This window comes from Methylotuvimicrobium buryatense, from assembly GCF_005931095.1.
Lineage (GTDB): Bacteria > Pseudomonadota > Gammaproteobacteria > Methylococcales > Methylomonadaceae > Methylotuvimicrobium > Methylotuvimicrobium buryatense.
Genome location: NZ_CP035467.1, coordinates 1,597,726 through 1,614,007, shown reverse-complemented (window position 1 = coordinate 1,614,007; position 16,282 = coordinate 1,597,726). Strand labels below are relative to the sequence as shown.

The 16,282-nt window shown below is 48.5% G+C and carries 11 protein-coding genes; 2 read left to right on the top strand and 9 right to left on the bottom strand.

The genetic code is table 11. The features are described 5' to 3' along the window. Positions 1 to 478: 478 nt before the first annotated feature. Complete coding sequence (locus tag EQU24_RS07310) at positions 479 to 1,369, top strand: hypothetical protein (protein WP_017840119.1); 891 nt, start codon at positions 479 to 481, stop codon at positions 1,367 to 1,369. Between the two features lie 644 nt (positions 1,370 to 2,013). Here EQU24_RS07310 and EQU24_RS07300 read toward each other — a convergent pair. The 9 genes from EQU24_RS07300 to EQU24_RS07255 all read right to left on the bottom strand — a co-directional run bounded on the left by EQU24_RS07300 (position 2,014) and on the right by EQU24_RS07255 (position 13,983). Further along, positions 2,014 to 2,871, bottom strand: a complete 858-nt coding sequence (locus EQU24_RS07300; RefSeq protein WP_017840120.1) for an HlyC/CorC family transporter — start codon at positions 2,869 to 2,871, stop codon at positions 2,014 to 2,016. After that, a complete protein-coding gene (gene ybeY / locus EQU24_RS07295; protein WP_017840121.1) occupies positions 2,868 to 3,329 on the bottom strand; it encodes an rRNA maturation RNase YbeY in 462 nt (153 codons plus the stop codon). The genes EQU24_RS07300 and ybeY overlap by 4 nt, the downstream gene beginning before the upstream one ends. Further along, on the bottom strand, positions 3,329 to 4,306 hold the full coding sequence (locus EQU24_RS07290) for a PhoH family protein (RefSeq protein ID WP_017840122.1): 978 nt from the start codon (positions 4,304 to 4,306) through the stop codon (positions 3,329 to 3,331). Before EQU24_RS07290 ends, ybeY begins: the two co-directional genes overlap by 1 nt. 7 nt (positions 4,307 to 4,313) lie before the next feature. After that, positions 4,314 to 5,669 (bottom strand): tRNA (N6-isopentenyl adenosine(37)-C2)-methylthiotransferase MiaB, encoded by a 1,356-nt coding sequence (gene miaB / locus EQU24_RS07285; protein ID WP_014147373.1) that lies wholly within the window; start codon positions 5,667 to 5,669, stop codon positions 4,314 to 4,316. Between the two features lie 334 nt (positions 5,670 to 6,003). Beyond that, complete coding sequence (locus tag EQU24_RS07280) at positions 6,004 to 6,546, bottom strand: CsiV family protein (protein ID WP_083877839.1); 543 nt, start codon at positions 6,544 to 6,546, stop codon at positions 6,004 to 6,006. 15 nt (positions 6,547 to 6,561) lie between these two features. After that, positions 6,562 to 8,181, bottom strand: coding sequence for an NAD+ synthase (locus EQU24_RS07275; RefSeq protein WP_017840124.1), 1,620 nt, complete (start codon positions 8,179 to 8,181; stop codon positions 6,562 to 6,564). A 583-nt stretch (positions 8,182 to 8,764) separates the two neighbouring features. Further along, positions 8,765 to 9,616 carry a sulfurtransferase gene (locus EQU24_RS07265; RefSeq protein WP_017840125.1) on the bottom strand — a complete coding sequence of 284 codons (852 nt, stop codon included), beginning with the start codon at positions 9,614 to 9,616 and terminating at the stop codon, positions 8,765 to 8,767. Positions 9,617 to 9,622: 6 nt separating this feature from the next. Beyond that, the gene (locus EQU24_RS07260; protein ID WP_017840126.1) at positions 9,623 to 10,603 is read right to left on the bottom strand and encodes an NAD(P)H-quinone oxidoreductase; all 981 of its coding nucleotides are present in this window, start codon (positions 10,601 to 10,603) and stop codon (positions 9,623 to 9,625) included. A 44-nt stretch (positions 10,604 to 10,647) separates the two neighbouring features. Beyond that, complete coding sequence (locus tag EQU24_RS07255; protein WP_235726393.1) at positions 10,648 to 13,983, bottom strand: EAL domain-containing protein; 3,336 nt, start codon at positions 13,981 to 13,983, stop codon at positions 10,648 to 10,650. 590 nt (positions 13,984 to 14,573) lie between these two features. On the opposite strand from EQU24_RS07255, the gene EQU24_RS07250 reads away from it, so the two are divergent. After that, positions 14,574 to 15,395 (top strand): hypothetical protein, encoded by an 822-nt coding sequence (locus EQU24_RS07250; protein ID WP_017840128.1) that lies wholly within the window; start codon positions 14,574 to 14,576, stop codon positions 15,393 to 15,395. Positions 15,396 to 16,282 lie beyond the last annotated feature (887 nt).

The following is a 16,282-nucleotide window of genomic DNA, read 5'->3' as shown; positions in this document are numbered from 1 at the left end:
ATATGGCCGGGAATGGTGGAACGCTCCGATTTGCTATAAATCGTAAGCATCCAGATTTCATGATCTGGGTTTTTCCAGTAGTAGATAATACAAACCCCGCCACTTTTTAACTCTCCCTTCTGGCGCCCACCGAACTTTCCTTACACCGCCTGATTCTTTAACAATATTGCCCGCATCCGGCTCATCCGGCTTGGGCAGAAGATAAGTCTGAAGGGCTCAATATTCGTCATCATTAAGATAGGCCGCGAGTAGCTTTCTAAAAAGTGCAGGATATTAGCAAGAACTATATTTGGACGCGTAACGCCTCAAGAAGGGGCGCAGCTTTGAGACGGAGCGTTACCGGTGTCCGCTTGTACCGAGTTAAGTAGGATGATGTTTTAGTTTACTCTGAAAAAATGGATTGAATTATAAAATAAACCCGGACCTTTTATTTTTACATTTACAGAAAAGGCTATGAATATAGACCTGACCCTGCCGCTTGGATTTAGAAGACAATCATCATCGAAAAATAGCGCATTCTTATTTGCAGGATGTGAGCGATTGGGTGGGTGGCATTGCGGGGGCCAAAGAAGAGCTTTGGGAATATGACATTCCGCCCTTGGATGAAGCGATAACGACCATTGTCGTCAGTCTTGATGGCGCTTATGTATTGATACGTGAGGACGGTTACCGGGAAGCGATGGTGGGCAATATTTCGCTTTATGATGTGACCGGCAAACGTCAGCATACCATCTATATCGGTGAAGCCCCCGAATATGGGAAAGGCACATTTTTTCAGCGTTTGGAAAAAGAAATTGTTACCGTCAAAAAACACTATCCCGATGCCCTCTATTTAGGTATTGCCGATGGTGCAAAAAATAATTGGTCGTTTTTAGAGCAACATACCAGTCGTCAATTACTGGACTTTTTCCACGTCACTGAGTATCTGGCAAACGTCGCTTATGCTGCCTATCCAGGAAAAACGGACAAACCCAAGCGCATAATTTGGCTAGATGAACGCTGTAAACAGCTAAAACGTGAACCCGGTGCAGTCGAAACACTGATCAGTGAAATGGAAAAATTGGCCCAAAAAACCAGCCTGACAAAAACAGTCAAAGAGAATTTGGAGGCCGCGCTAACCTATTTTAAAAACCATAACCAGATGATGGATTATGCAATGCATACAGAAAAAAACTTACCTATTGGCTCAGGCGTCACCGAAGCTGCTTGCAAGACGCTGGTGAAGCAACGGCTTTGTGGTTCAGGTATGCGCTGGAAAAACCAAGGGGCTAAAGTGATTTTATCTTTACGTGCATTGGTTCAGTCTAAAGGAAGATGGCAACAGTTTTGGGATAAGATTGATCAATATGGTTCCCATGTGTGCGTATAATTCACATTATTCAAAATCAACACCCGTTTCTTTGAAAACTATAAGAAATTGAATTATCTTCCAAGGCATCCTGACAAGAAATCTCAAGAGCAATCCAAGCAGTTAAAATTGTCCATCGAACATATGTTCCTCTATCCCATTTATTACTCGTTTGAGTAGCTAATTGGCGTGCATGAATTGCATCCGTCCAAATATGATAGTGATTTGATTCAACGAGCTTCGTAATCATTGTTCTACCAATGCATAACTATTGATTATCAGGCAAATCTACCCGATAAGTTGATATTGGCGATCTTTTCAGGCACATTTGCCCTGATAACTCCTAAACCGGGCAAATGTGCCTTGGTAACCTGATATTAGCCATAAATTCGGGCAGATTTGCCTTTAGCCTGACCACAGCAGCTAACGACCTTATGTCTAGTTCAAAATCGCCGACCTTGTTGGAAGATGTTCGCCGCGTCATGCGGCTCAAGCATTACTCGCTGCTTACCTAAAATAACCTTAAAAACCTATGCAGGTCTAGGCTTGCCACCCCGTCCTTACGTTACCTACTTGGATGTAGTTAAGGGGCGTGAGCAAGAGCAAAAGCTTTTCGACCATGCCCAAAGCAAACCCTAATGATCGGAGCGGTTTAAATAACCCGCCTACTCTTCCTCTTCTTCGAGCAATTTCAATTTTAGCCAATGAATTCGCCGGCTGTCCGCTCGAACCACTTCGAACCTGAGCTTGCCTTCGATCACTTTTTCGCCTTTTTGCGGCAGGTGTCCGAGCTTGGTCACGATAAAGCCGCCGACCGTATCGTATTCCTCGCTGGATAAATCGCAAAAGAAATATTCGTCGAAGTCCTCCATCGGCGTCAATGCCTTGACCATATATTCGTTTTCGTTGCGCTGCACGATGTAGCCCTCATCGGGCTCCTGGTCGTGTTCGTCCTCGATTTCGCCGACGATTTCTTCGAGTATATCCTCTATCGTCACCAATCCTGCCGCAGTTCCGTACTCGTCGACGACGATGGCTAGGTGATTGCGATTGGTACGAAACTCCTTTAACAACACATTCAAGCGCTTGCTTTCCGGCACGATGCTGACCGGACGCATCAATTCCTCGACTTTGATATCATGATTGGTCTCGGCCAGAGCATAAGGCAGCAAATCTTTTGCCAACAAAACGCCGACCACTTTACTGCGGTCCTCTTCGATCACCGGAAAACGCGAATGACCGTGTTCGAGCACCAACGGAAAAATGGTTTTCAAGTCGGCATCCCGCGGCACTACGACCATTTGCACTTTCGGAATCATGATATCCCGTGCCCGCATTTCCGAAACCTGAAGCACGCCTTCAATCATTGCCAGCGCATCAGGGCCTAGTAAATGTTTTTCCCGAGCTTCCCGTAAAATCTCAAGAAGGTCTTCCTGATCTTGCGGTTCGCCGCTCAAAAGTTGTCCTAGTCTGCCGATCCAACTTTTTTGCGGCGTCTGACTCGGATAGGGTTCGTCGTTCATACCTCGTTTGCCTCGTTATACGGATTATCGATGTTCAATTGTGCCAATATTTCGATTTCTTTCGCTTCCATTAATTCGGCTTCGTTATCTTCGACATGATCGTAGCCCAGCAAATGCAGGACTCCATGCACGATGATATGCGCCCAATGATGCTCTAAGGTCTTGTGTTGCGCCAACGCCTCCTCGGCCAAGACCGGCGCGCATACAACCAAATCGCCAAGCAAGTTGGTTTCTATATAGTCCGGCACGTCGAAAGGAAAACTCAAAATATTGGTCGGGCCCGGTTTAGCTCTATAGTGTTCGTTGAGTTGACTGATTTCGGGTTTATCGACGATACGGATCACCAGCTCGGTATCGTCCGGATAATCCTTTAGCGAGGCATCAACCCAAGTTTGCAATAGACCGCTATCCGGCACACCGTCCGAAGCGATCTCCTGTTGGATTTCAATACTGTTCATCAAGGGTTCGAATGTTTTTTCTCATAGGCCTCATAGGCAAGGACAATTCGCTGTACCAACGGGTGTCTGACGACGTCTTTCGCGCCGAAAAACGTAAAACTGATGCCTTCGACATTGTCCAATACCTTCAACACATGACGCAATCCCGACATTTTTTCGGACGGCAAATCGATTTGCGTGATGTCGCCGGTAATTACGGCGGTCGAACCGAAACCGACCCGCGTTAAAAACATCTTGATTTGCTCGACGGTCGTGTTTTGCGCTTCATCGAGAATAATGAAGGAATCGTTCAAGGTTCTGCCGCGCATGAAGGCTAACGGCGCTACCTCAATGACATCGCGGTCGATCAATTTTTCGACGCGTTCGAAGCCGAGCATTTCGTACAAGGCGTCGTACAGAGGACGTAAGTAGGGATCGACTTTTTGCGCCATATCGCCGGGCAAAAAACCGAGTTTCTCGCCCGCCTCCACGGCTGGACGGACCAATATGATTCGGCGGACTTTTTCGTTTTGCAAGGCTTCTACCGCGCAAGCGACCGCAAGATAAGTCTTCCCGGTTCCTGCAGGTCCTACGCCGAAATTGATGTCGTGAGTCGTGATTTTTTTCAAATAACTTTGTTGATTGGCGCCCCTACCTTTAATAACGCCGCGCCTGGTCTTGACCGTCACCTGATGTTGAGCCGCCGTTTCGGCCTTGACCGCCTCAAGGGCTTCGTCGATGCTGGCATCCTGCATCGATAGATGCACCTGCTCGGGAGTCAATAATTCCAGTTCGGTGCTGTCAAATAGCTTATGCATCACCGCGCAAGCCGCTTTGACTGCCTGCTCTTCACCGCTGATTTTGAAATGATTACCTCGATTAGCGATTTCCACCATCATGCGTTGCTCGATCTGACGCAGATGGCAATCGAATTGGCCGCAAAAATTGGAGAGTCTGCTGTTATCGGCCGGCAACAGCGTAATTTCTTGAGTTGACATCAATTGCTTAAGCCACCGCAGTTATTTTTGCGGTCGAAGATTCGACCATACGCCCGCGAAGAGAGTTAGGCAAAGCCTCGGCTATGTACACGTCGACGAATTGCCCTGCTAATCGAGGATGACCGATGAAATTGACGACGCGATTATTTTCGGTTCGACCTTGCATTTGTAACGGATTCTTTTTCGACGGGCCTTCAACTAAGACCGTTTGCACGGTGTCGACCATGCTCGCCGAAATTTGGGCCGCCATTTCATTAATGCGGTTTTGCAAACGTTGCAAACGCTGCTTTTTGACTTCGACCGGAACATCGTCCGGCAAATCGGCAGCTGGCGTACCTGGCCTTTGACTGTAAATGAAACTGTAGGAAAGATCGAATCCGATCGTCTCGATCAAATCCATCGTATCGTCGAAGTCCCGATCGGTTTCGCCCGGAAAACCGATGATGAAATCGGACGACAGAGAAATATTGGGACGGACTTCACGCAATTTGCGAATAATCTCGAAATACTCGGCGCGCGCGTGGCCTCGCTTCATTTTTTTCAAAATCGCATCGCTACCGCTCTGCACCGGTAGATGCAGATGATCGACTAATTGCGGGATTTCGGCATAGGCTTCAATCAGGCTGTCGCTGAATTCGACCGGATTCGACGTCGTAAAACGAATACGGTCGATACCGTCGATCGCAGCGACATGATGTAGTAAAAGCGCGAAATCGGCGATATCGCCGTCCGCCATCAGCCCCCGATAAGCATTGACGTTTTGTCCGAGCAGATTGACTTCGCGAACGCCCTGCTTCGCCAAAATCGTGATTTCGGTGATCACATCGTCGAGCGGACGACTGATTTCCTCCCCTCGCGTATAGGGAACGACGCAAAACGTGCAATATTTGCTGCAGCCTTCCATCACCGATACGAAGGCTTTAGGACCTTCGGCACGCGGTTCCGGCAAAGCGTCGAATTTTTCGATTTCGGGAAAGCTGATGTCGATGACACGCTTATGCTTATTGCGAGCTTCGTCAAGCAATTGCGGCAATCGGTGCAAGGTTTGCGGACCGAAGACAATATCGACGAACGGCGCGCGCTTTTGTATCGCCTCGCCTTCTTGACTCGCCACGCAACCTCCGACGCCGATGATGACATCGGGCTTCAGCTCCTTGAAAGGCCGCCATACGCCCAAAGCCGAAAAGACTTTTTCTTGAGCTTTTTCGCGCACCGAGCAAGTGTTGAGTAATAAAACATCGGCCTCGTCGGGTTTGTCGGTCAACTCCAGACCGTGAGATGCTTTCAGTACATCCCGCATTTTGTCGGAATCGTACTCGTTCATCTGACAACCATTGGTCTGAATATATAATTTTTGCGTCATTGTATGTACATCTAAAAAAAACACCCCGTCATTACAACGGAGAAAAGTGGCGGCTATTTAATCACCAAATCGAAAACAAAAAAAGCCCTAATGAAAGTGTATGGTGAACGGGAAACGGTGAATAGTGAATAGTGAATAGTGAATAGTGAATAGTGAATAGTGAATAGTGAAATGATGTGAATTTTCTACCATTTGTCAAGCACAAACTTCCCCTTTCATCTTTCCCCTTTCATCTTTCCCCTTTCATCTTTCCCCTTTCATCTTTCCCCTTTCATCTTTCCCCTTTCCCCTTTCCCCTTTCACCTTTCACCTTTCACCTTTCACCTTTCACCTTTCACCTTTCACCTTTCATTTTCACCTTCAATATCGCGCCGAATTTCGGATGATCGAAATAATGCTCTTCATTAAACTTAATTCGCCTCGCTTCGGACATTCTAAAAAATCGCTCGGGATCGGGCTGATACTCAAGATCTAGTGTCACGGTCAAAAAATCGCCTCGTTCGAGCTGAAAAAAACCGTCCAACACATTAGCGGCATCCTGAATTCGAACCGCATCGCCGGCGCTGTCTTCATTGATGACCTGAAACCATGCATAGTGGTCGATCGGTTGATACGTTGAAGAACGCGAAAGCGTAGCGTAGACATGGGATAACGATTTTTGTTCCGTGGCGGCCTGAGCCAATGCCGACACTTCGACGACCTGACTCGGCCATTGAATCTCGCTACGGGTCTGATCGAACAATTCGGTCGTCGCCATGTCCTGTGCGAATACGATTAATTCGACTTGAAAACGATCTTCGGCTGAAGCAAATGAGGTCCGCCAAATCAACAACACAAACCAGACCACACGAAACGCATTTTTTTTATTCTTCATCATGATTTCTTTACTATCTCAAATACCTTTGTAACCGGACGTAATCGGATAACGCCGATCGCGGCCGAAGGCTCGAGGGGTTATCCTAATACCGGGCGGCGATTGTCGACGCTTGTATTCGTTGCGATCGACCAGCGTAATCGCCCTGACGACATGCTCTGCGGCAAATCCTGCTGCAATAATTTCGTCCGCCGATTGATCGAACTCGACATAGCGCTCCAAGATCGGATCCAGAACTTCATAAGGCGGCAATGAATCCTGATCGACCTGATCCGGCGCCAATTCCGCCGACGGCGGCCGCGTTATCACTCGATCCGGAATGACTTTCGAAATCGAATTTCGGTAACGCGCCAATGCATAGACCAATAGCTTCGGGACATCTTTGATCGGCGCGAATCCGCCGGCCATGTCGCCATAAAGCGTCGCATAACCGACACTCATCTCGCTTTTATTGCCGGTGGTTAGCAACAATTTACCTTGCTTATTCGACAAGGCCATTAGCAAGACGCCGCGACAACGAGCCTGAATATTTTCCTCGGTCGTATCCTTGGCGCTGCCGGCAAATACCGGGGCCAACATCTCGTTAAATGCCGTGACAGCCGGTTCGATTGGAATCATGTGATAGTTCACACCCAACGCATTGGCTTCCGATTCGGCATCTTCGTTGCTCATCGCTTGCGTATAGCGCGAAGGCATCAACACCGCTTCGACTTTATCTGCGCCGAGCGCATCGACTGCCAATGCCAGTACCAGCGCCGAATCGATGCCTCCGGATAAACCCAATAAGGCCCCGTTAAAGCCGTTTTTGCTGACATAATCGCGAATCCCCAAGACCAGAGCCTGATATTCGCTCGACACCGGCCGATAAATCGGGGCGCATATCGATTTAATCGGTTGTTTGCCGGCAAATTCGACGACACTAAGCTGCTCCCGGAATTCCTCGGCACGAAACACGACTGAACCTTCACTATCGACAACAAATGACGCACCATCGAAAACCAATTCGTCTTGTCCGCCGATTAAATTGACATAAACTAAAGGAACGCCGGCAGCTTTAACTTGATCGCAGACGACCTGCTCGCGCTGATGAATCTTACCGGCATGGAAGGGCGACGCATTTAAGGTCAAAACGATATCCGCGCCGGCCTGACGGTTTTTGGCGATCAAACCCGACTGCCAAACATCCTCGCAAATCGTCAATGCCAGAGTCAAACCTTTCAGGTTGAATAACGCAGTCTCGGAACCGGCAGTGAAATAACGCTGTTCGTCGAATACACCGTAATTCGGCAAAACATTCTTATGATAGCGCGCAATAATTTCTCCCGACCTGCACACTACCGCCGAGTTAAACAACTTGCCGCCGGACTGTTCGGGGTATCCGAAAACCACATCGATGTCTTGCACCTGTTCGACTATCATTGTCGCGGCATGCTGGGCCCGGGCGATAAAATCCGGTCTCAGCAACAAATCCTCCGGCGGGTAACCGGTTACCGAGAGTTCCGGAAAAATAACAATATCGGCTTTTAGCCGGTCGCGGCTGTCTAGTGCCTGGACGATAATTTTTTCGGTATTGGCTTTGATATCACCAACCCGAAAATTGCTTTGTGCAATGGCTATCCTGAGAGTCGTAGCACTCATAAAAAATAATTTTCCTCTCTAAAATTCCTGTATCGCGGCTAGGCATGATCGAAGGCAAAAAGACAACCGAGTGTCCTGGTCACTGTTTCCGCTGTTTCCCAAGCTCCAGCTTGGGAAACAAACCTCGGAAGCTCCAGCTTCCCGAGACCGACACCACCGCCGTTAGGCCCCAATCAAACACCGCTCGCCTAGGCACCGATTGCAACCAGGCCGTCTTATATACTTCGCACGGCCACATTTTCAGTTTTCTGGCGCGCTCTTTTGTCCGGTAGCTGCGTTGCGAAAACAGTTACATAGCTTGCTATGCGCCTGTTTTCGCGCCTTGCTACCGAACAAAATAGCATTGCCATAAAAGCCGAAAACATGACCGTGCGAAGTATATCAACATTTTTGTAAACCGCCGCCCGCGTGATGAATCGTCTGTTCAATCTGTCTTGATCGCCTAGAAGCTAGAGCTTCCTGAGCAGGTTTCCCAAGCTGGAGCTTGGGGAAACAGCATAAAAAGAAGGGGGACTGAATATTTACGTCCTGTCATTATTCGGAGTGATTTTACAGGAACCGGAAAAATAGTTCGCGATTGGTATTAAGTAGACTCTGTCGCAACCGGGCGATTTTTATTGCGTATCCATTCGCTCCAAGATCCTGCATAAAGCTTGGAGCCGGACAAACCCGCGATGTCCATCGCCAATAGATTATGACAAGCAGTCACGCCGGAACCGCACATATGTACGACGTGTTCGGCTGGTGTGACACCGATCAATGCAGACCATTCATCGCGCAACTCTTGCGTCGCTTTGAAACGTCCGTCCGCTTGCAGATTGAATTGAAACGGCCGATTAAGCGCGCCGGGCACATGCCCCGCAACCGGATCGATAGGCTCTTGGCGACCCGAAAAACGTTCCGGAGTCCTGGCATCGATCAATTTAATCGATTTTCGTGCCAATCCGTTTTGCACTTGTTGTGCACTGAGCCAATTCGAATCGTTTAGGTAAGGCCTAAACAATGCGGGTTGAATCGAAGGTAATGCCGTCGTGATGGGATAAGCGCCTTTCCTCCACTGTTGAATCCCTCCATCGAGTACTGCGACCCGATCGTGCCCTAAACAACGCAGCAACCACCACAATCGGCCGGCAAAGGCGCCGTCGGCATCATCGTAAACCACGACCTGACTGGCGTTTGATACGCCCCAGGCACCCAGCTTTTTACATAACGAGTTAAAGTCCGGCAATGGATGGCGGCCGGTTAAATCCGTGATTCCGGACGATAGATCCCGGTCGAGATGAACGTAGCGGGCGCCTGGAATATGGCCTTGCCGGTAAGCTTTACCGCCGGCTTCGGTATCGGCCAATGAAAACCGACAATCGAAAACGACCCAGCCGGGAGTCCCGATATCCTCGGCTAATTGATCGACGGGAATTAAATTTGTATAAGCCATTGTTGTTTATACCGTAAGAATAATTTTTCCAATATGTTGACTACTTTCCATTAATGCATGCGCCTCCGCCGCTTCGGCTAAAGGTAGCACCGTATCGATAACCGGATGAATGTCGCCCGACTCCAAGAGCGGCCAAACATGCTCGCGCAACTTTCCGGCGATCGCCGACTTAAAGGTATTGTCGCGGGATCTCAAGGTCGAACCAGTAATCGTCAATCTTTTCAAAAATACTTGCAATAGATTGATTTCGGCTTTCGGTCCGCCTTGAACCGCGATTTGCACCAACCTGGCATCGAATGCCATGCATTTGAGATTGCGCGGGAAATAATCGCCGCCGATCATATCCAGAATCACATCGACGCCTCTACCGGAGGTCAATGCCGATACTTCTTCGACGAAGTCCTGTTCGCGGTAATTGATTGCGGCATCGGCGCCTAATTCAAGGCAAAACGCGCTTTTACGCGCCGACCCTGCAGTCACGAACACACGAACGCCGAAGGCCTTGGCCATCTGTATCGCCGTGACGCCGATACCGCTGCTACCGCCATGCACCAACAAGGTTTCGCCGGGCTTGAGTCCGGCGCGGTCGAATAGATTACTCCAAACCGTAAAAAAAGTCTCCGGCAGTCCGGCCGCCTGAATTACCGTTATCCCTTTCGGAATCGGCAAACATAATTCGGCTGCGGCAGTGCAATACTGCGCATAACCGCCGCCGGTCACCAAGGCGCAGACACGGTCGCCTAATTGCAAATGCCGCACATCATCGCCCAAAACTGCAATGGTTCCGGCCACTTCCAGCCCGGGAATATCTGATGCGCCTGGCGGGGGCGGATATAAACCTTGGCGCTGCATAATATCGGGGCGATTAACGCCGGCCGCCTCGACGCGTATCAGCACTTCATCGGCTAATGGCATCGGCAGTGGCCGGTGCGTCGTGCCTAACTTCCCCGGTGCGACAATTTCTATCGCTTGCATGTCTTGCGGCATTTTCAATAATCCTCAAATTTAGCGCCTAACCATCAGGCCGAAGCCTAAACCGTGCGCGTTTTGAACGAGGTAATGAATTCGTAACAAATCTTGGCGTCCTCGGCGAGTTCTTCGAAACCGATTACCCGCTTGCGCCAGGGACTGAAGTCAAGCTCGTCAGGTAACTGACCTACTTCGCGATAGCCCATACTCCATTCAGGAAAAATACGTCTCCGCTCCGGCCCCTGAATAACCACCTGCATATCCTTGTGTCTCGGATCCAGTTTAATCTTTTCGACCAAAGCCAGCGCTTTTTCAGGAGAGCCTTCTAAGAGCTGCATGAACCAACCATCGCGATGCAGCAAGCAACCGGTAATACCGTTTATTTTGTTACATTGCCGGGTCTGCTCCAATAAAGCTTCGATTTCATTTTCCGGCATCGGTCGAATAGCTTGGCTGACATACAGCACAAAAAACAACGGCAACGGCGCATCGAGCGTTTGGGTTTCGATTTCGCGCTCGACGCTTTCGACAAAGGAATTCCAATCCAGCGGCCGATAAAAATAATAGCCTTGAATATAATCACAACCGAGTGCGCGCAGCTCTCTCAACTGCAATTCATTCTCAACACCTTCAGCAACCATTTTCAGACCCAAACCGCGCCCCAAGCTAATGATAGCCTGTGTCACTAAACGGTTTTCTTGATGATTCTCCAAGCCGTCGATGAAAGCCCTATCGATTTTAAGTACGCTAACCGGCAACTTAATTAATTGTGCCAACGAGGAATAACCGGTTCCGAAATCGTCGACCGCCACACGCAAGCCCTGATCGGCAAGACGACGTAACATGCGTAGATTCGTTTCGACATCGGCCATCAAAGACGTTTCGGTGATTTCGAGCAATATCCTCGAAGGATCGGCGCCGGTTTCACGAATGATTTCGGCAAATTGATCGCAAAGCGACTCCTCATCCAACTGCCTTGCCGAAACATTAACCGAAATATAAGAGGGCGCATAATCGCCCCATCGGCGACGCCATTCGGCTTCAGCCCGGCAAGCCTCCCGAAATACCCAGTTGCCGATCGCGAGGATCGAGCCGGTCATCTCGGCAATCGGTATAAAAATAGCCGGAGAAACTTCACCGGTCGATGGAAACCAGCGCAACAGTAATTCAGCCGCTATGATGCGCCCGGTTGCAGCACAAACAATCGGTTGAAATCGGGGGGAAAACTCATCGCGCTCGACCGCCAACCGCAACCCCTGCGTAATCGACAACCTCAAGCGCACTTTTTCCTGTAAGCTGTCGTTAAAAAAATACCAGCTATCCTTACCCAGCATTTTGACTTCAGACATCGCCGTATCAGCGGAACGCAACAAGTCATCGGCCGAATGCGTGCTGCCTTGGCCTACCGCAATACCGACACTGGCTGTTACCGATACCTGATTGCCATTGAGATCTATTGGCTGCCTCAAGGCTTCATTAATCCGTTCGGCGAGCGTTGAAATCATTGTCGGGTTCTCTAATTGCTCGCAAAGCACGACAAATTCATCGGCGGATAAATGCGCTACAGTATCGCCGGGCCTCACAATCTCCATTAGGCGCCTTGCTGCCGTTTTTAGCACCTGATCGCCAACCTTATGATCATGTATATCGTTGACAAACCTAAAATCATCAAGGTCTACAAATAACAAGGCAACGTTGGTGCCTTGCCTACGCGAACGTTGCAAAGCATCCGTCAGCCTTTCGCGAAGCAGTCTTCGGTTCGGCAATTCGGTTAGAGCGTCGTGTGTTGCAGACCATAAAATTTCGTCTTCGACTCGTTTGTTTTCGGTAATATCGCGCATCGTGACGACTAATAGCCAATGCCCGTCCTGACGAAATTTAGCGATCGAGGCTTCCAAAGGAAAAAAAGTACCGTCTTTACGATAGCCTGTTACCGGACTACGCCCGCTCATGCGCCTCTCGGTTTCTTCGCCTTCGACGAATAAGCGAAACATCTGGACATGCCGTTCGCGCAAATGCGGCGGCAACAACAGATGAACTGAAAGCCCTATTAATTCTTTGTTGGAATACCCGAATACCTGGCAAGCGTTCGTGTTGGCTTCGACGATGATACCGAATTCGTCGGTCGCCAAAATCGCCATATCGGCGATCGACAAAATATCCCAAGCGGTACTTAGTTTTTGCATTAATTGCTTGGCATCGTCGGTAATCAATCGCGAGACCGAATCGACCTTACCCGCCTCGGCCGATTGTCGTGCCTGCATTCGATAACGATCAGGGATCACTGGAGGTATGAGACCGAAGCTTTCGATAATTCTAAACGAACCCTCAGCGGTACACCGTGATAGATAAGTGTTGACAGAGGCATGATGAGTATTCGCATCCATTTGCACGCGTCCTTGCGGACCTTTGATAGACACGTTTTCGAGTGCCGAAACCAAGGCTTCGGGATGCACCGATCCGGCAGTCTCTACGGCACTGGCAAAAGCCTTCACACATAAATAGGTTGCCTCGCCGAAATTAGTCAGTATACCGTTACCGAAGGGCCAAAGGCCGTCGATACCCGGCAGTTGCTCAAGCCTCGCCAAATAATTACGGTTTTCCGGCGTATCCACGCTCATGAAATAGGAGTTCGAAGAATAAAAGCCATCGCGCACCGAGGCCGACAACCTTGAAGCCATGATCTCGTCGAAATGCCCCATAACGACCGTCATGCGGTTTTTTAAACCTAACTCCGAAAAACGGGTTAAGAGCTTGACTTGATCGATGCCCGCAAAAAATGGTGCAAAAACATCGGCCCCCGAGTGCGCAACTTGTTTTAACAAATTGTCGATTTCACGGTACGAAACGCCGATCGACAAATATTCCTCTCCGACCACCGCTCCGCCCAGCTCCGTCAAAGCGCGTTTCGCGGCATCGATAGAACCTCTAGGCCATTCGTAATTATTACCCGCGAAAAACATTTTCTGACCGTAATATTTGGCCATACAAGCAATCATTTTATCGATTTGCTGATTAGGCAAAGCCGCAAAATGAAAAAAATACCTACCGGATATACTGCCTTCGTAAAACGAAAAATTGAGATAAGGTATCCTTCTCGGTTCGGCGACTTGAGTCGCGACCAGAATCCGGGAGTTCGACAGCAGATTACCGATGATCGCCGAACAACGATGCTCGTCGACAAGCTTAATAGCTGCTTGTACCGCTGTTTCCGGCAAACTACCATCATCCTCGACGATCAATTGCAAAGGCTGCCCAAGCACTCCGCCCCGCTCGTTGATTTCGCCGCAAGCAATCGTTGCGGCACGAACGATTTCGTCACCGTAGATCCCGACTAATCCTGTCAACGGGGGCATGAGCCCTAGTCGTATCGGTTCATTACAATCGTTATTACTCACTGTGTTGCTCTAAAATTTAGTAACCATTCGGCACATATCTGCTGACTTAAACATAATTAATTTCCTGATTAGCAAGATGCTTCAGCTTGCCGAAGCCAACTGTCCGAGCAGTTGCCAGTCGTAGCCACTCCTGCGGGACGGGTTATTTAACCCGTCCCCAACGTTTCGGTTTGCCCTAAACATTTCGACTGACTTCGGCCAAAGTCAAAACGTTTAGAACGGGGTTGCAAACCCCGTCCTGCTAGGGATATGCTGGTTTTTGGGCTTTAGCTGAAGAAACTTGCTAATCAGGATTAATTTTATAAGGAATGATACAGCTAATACCTAAGTTTAATTCGAAATGCATTTACAAGTCGGATCATTAAATGCCGCACATCCCACACAACGAAAAAGGTTAACAAAAATATGCTGAATCCATCAATGCTGTCAAATAGCAGCGACTACTCACGTCCATGGAACGAATCGATTAACCCCGATAACGGCAGAAATCGATAATTGACTTTATATCATTTAACTGTTAATAAGTTCCGCTGGCCGAAAAAACCACTTAATTAATAAAAATAGGCCATCCATTCCAAGAGGGGAAAACAATGTCATTGAATCCGAATAACGAGCATAGCGAATTGCTCGGCCAGTTAGCACACCTTGAACAGCAAGTTTCAATTTTAACACAAGCTCTACAAACGAAATCCGAAACAGTGGAATCGCTGGAAAAATCCTTATCGGAAAGCCAAAGCCGCTTAGCCGAATTGGAAGCGGCTCTTAATATCGCTCAGCATTCCTTGCTCAGTTTAATATGGATGAAAATCGCCGAATACCGTCGCCTTCTACAAGGCGGCACGCTTGGCGCATCGACGGTAGCGAAACTCGCACAAATCAAAGACCTGATCGAAGTCGCCCGTTCATTGCCCGTAACCGCAAAAGACTTTTTCGCGATGAATATACTGGAAAACGGCACACGAAAGTTGAACGACGCCAAAGTCGATGTGTTGAATTATTATCAAAACATTTTAAACACACTGGCAAGCCGCCATCGCGATATGCTTGGCCAATTTAACGGCAATTATCGCCACTTGACCGACGAAATTCTTCATATGCTCGACCAAAAAGTACTGTGGACGATTAAAAACGCTCGCGACGACTTCAAGGAGATTTGGCAAGCAGCCCCTGGAGAGATCAAGTTTTTTTGGCGAGGCAAAATTGTCAGCCCAATCCAACAAAGAGCCGGATCCACTTTTATCGAGATTCACAAATTACAGATGGAGGCTCAAATTTTGCTCTCTCGGTTCGCACGCTACCTAAAACAATTATTCAACGACATGCAAACCTTGATTACCGACAAAATCAATGGCGTTAAAGAAAAAAGTAACGAAGGGAGTATCGGTCGGGACATGACCGGAAGCTATGCCTAATCATTGATTTAGGCTTGCTTTAATGACAAAGGATGGTAATGATTCCTGATCGGTATTCTCAAATTTCGGCATTAACGTATTGATACGCCGGGATGCCTGGGTTTCCCAAGCTCTTGCTTGAAAAACCACTGCGTGAAGTTCTGGCTTCGCGGTACAAGTGAAAACGAAGCAGGAGTATTTTCTGGTTCCTACGGTCCTGAGTCTGAGAAAGTATTAAATATTGCGAAATAACCATGAAGAACATAAAGCAACATGAAGAACAGCAATTCCCAGTTTGAGCAGTTTCGCCGATTTTAGGGTGTGGGGTATGCCTGTCGAGGAACGCCGTAAACCCATCCATGGGGGCTTGGCGGCAGCTCCCTGCTGCCGACATCCTCGCCAAGCATACCCCACACCCTTTTTGATCTCCAAATTGGGAATTGCTGACATGAAGAATTAGATTGTTAATTTTAAGTCTTTTTCTTCATTACCTTCATATTCTACATGGTGAATAAATTTTGCAATCTTAGCCAATGAGCCTTCGATACCATTTTTTGTTGCTTAACACTCTCGGCTCCGAAATCGCGATCAGGGGATCGCTCCCACAAAGGCTACCTGTGCTGTGGAAGCGACGCCTTAGTTGCGACTTTCGAAGACAATGACGTTCAATTTTCACAGTTTTATAAAAAATTACCGCTTCAAGTTATTCGATAAACTCTGTCAATCAAGTGTAGCGGTAGTTGTGAATAACGACGAGGGCAGGAGCATCGAAACGAGGAATTCTTCATGATCTTCATGGTGAAATGCTTTATCTAGGATATACCTTTCGCACTTCAAATTTCGGCAGTGCCTGAGGAGGCGCCGGGGTGCTCGGCAAGGCTTTGCCAGCATGGAGCTGGCATAGAGCC

Bases quoted from the DNA above. Each gene is read 5' to 3' on its own strand.
- EQU24_RS07300 (WP_017840120.1), bottom strand. From the start codon at position 2,871: ATGAACGACGAACCCTATCCGAGTCAGACGCCGCAAAAAAGTTGGATC.
- ybeY (WP_017840121.1), bottom strand. From the start codon at position 3,329: ATGAACAGTATTGAAATCCAACAGGAGATCGCTTCGGACGGTGTGCCG.
- EQU24_RS07290 (WP_017840122.1), bottom strand. From the start codon at position 4,306: ATGTCAACTCAAGAAATTACGCTGTTGCCGGCCGATAACAGCAGACTC.
- miaB (WP_014147373.1), bottom strand. From the start codon at position 5,669: ATGACGCAAAAATTATATATTCAGACCAATGGTTGTCAGATGAACGAG.
- EQU24_RS07280 (WP_083877839.1), bottom strand. From the start codon at position 6,546: ATGATGAAGAATAAAAAAAATGCGTTTCGTGTGGTCTGGTTTGTGTTG.
- EQU24_RS07275 (WP_017840124.1), bottom strand. From the start codon at position 8,181: ATGAGTGCTACGACTCTCAGGATAGCCATTGCACAAAGCAATTTTCGG.
- EQU24_RS07265 (WP_017840125.1), bottom strand. From the start codon at position 9,616: ATGGCTTATACAAATTTAATTCCCGTCGATCAATTAGCCGAGGATATC.
- EQU24_RS07260 (WP_017840126.1), bottom strand. From the start codon at position 10,603: ATGCCGCAAGACATGCAAGCGATAGAAATTGTCGCACCGGGGAAGTTA.
- EQU24_RS07250 (WP_017840128.1), top strand. From the start codon at position 14,574: ATGTCATTGAATCCGAATAACGAGCATAGCGAATTGCTCGGCCAGTTA.